Raw genomic sequence first — 632 nt, 5'->3', positions numbered from 1 at the left:
CACGGCGCGGGTACGACGGACGGTCGCCACCACGGTCATCGCGACGCGGGAAGCTGGGACGGTCGCCGCCACGGTCGTCACGGCGGAAGCCGCCACCGCTGCCGCCACCGGAGGGACGGCCGCCACGGTCGTCCTCACGACGCGGGTACGACGGACGGTCGCCACCACGGTCGTCACGGCGGAAGCCGCCACCGCTGCCACCGCCGGCCGGGCGACCACCACGGTCATCGCGACGGAAACCGCCGCCGCCACCGCCGGCCGGGCGACCGCCACGGTCGTCACGGCGGAAGGGGGGACGGTCGCCGCCACGGTCGTCACGGCCCCCGCGGTAGCCGCCCCTGTCACCGCCGTCGTTGCGCCGAGGCTCGCGCTCCGGACGATCGTCGGGAGAGTTGGACATGGGTGTGACTCCTGTCTTCGGGGTACCGCTAGTCATTCTCGCGCAACCAACCCATGGCCGCGCTTCGGCGTAAAGAGGTAAAAACAAAAAAGGACCCTTGGTCCAGCGTTGAACGCTGGACCAAGGGTCCTTTGAAAGATTGTTCGGCGGCGTCCTACTCTCCCACAGGGTCCCCCCTGCAGTACCATCGGCGCTGAAAGGCTTAGCTTCCGGGTTCGGAATGTAACCGGGC

The 632-nt window shown here is 69.5% G+C and carries 1 protein-coding gene and 1 rRNA gene; both read right to left on the bottom strand.

Features of this window, described 5'->3' with window-relative positions:
- Window positions 1-318 (bottom strand): hypothetical protein (locus ACFY04_RS35700; RefSeq protein WP_389123547.1); only part of this gene is annotated, 318 nt, incomplete at its 3' end.
- Window positions 319-541: 223 nt separating this feature from the next.
- A 5S ribosomal RNA gene (gene rrf, locus ACFY04_RS35695) occupies window positions 542-632 on the bottom strand; the annotation flags it as partial.

This window comes from Streptomyces sp. NPDC001549 (genome assembly GCF_042894025.1).
Lineage (GTDB): Bacteria > Actinomycetota > Actinomycetes > Streptomycetales > Streptomycetaceae > Streptomyces > Streptomyces kutzneri.
The sequence above is the reverse complement of the archived record's forward strand: the minus strand, read 5'-3'. Positions and strand labels throughout refer to the sequence as shown.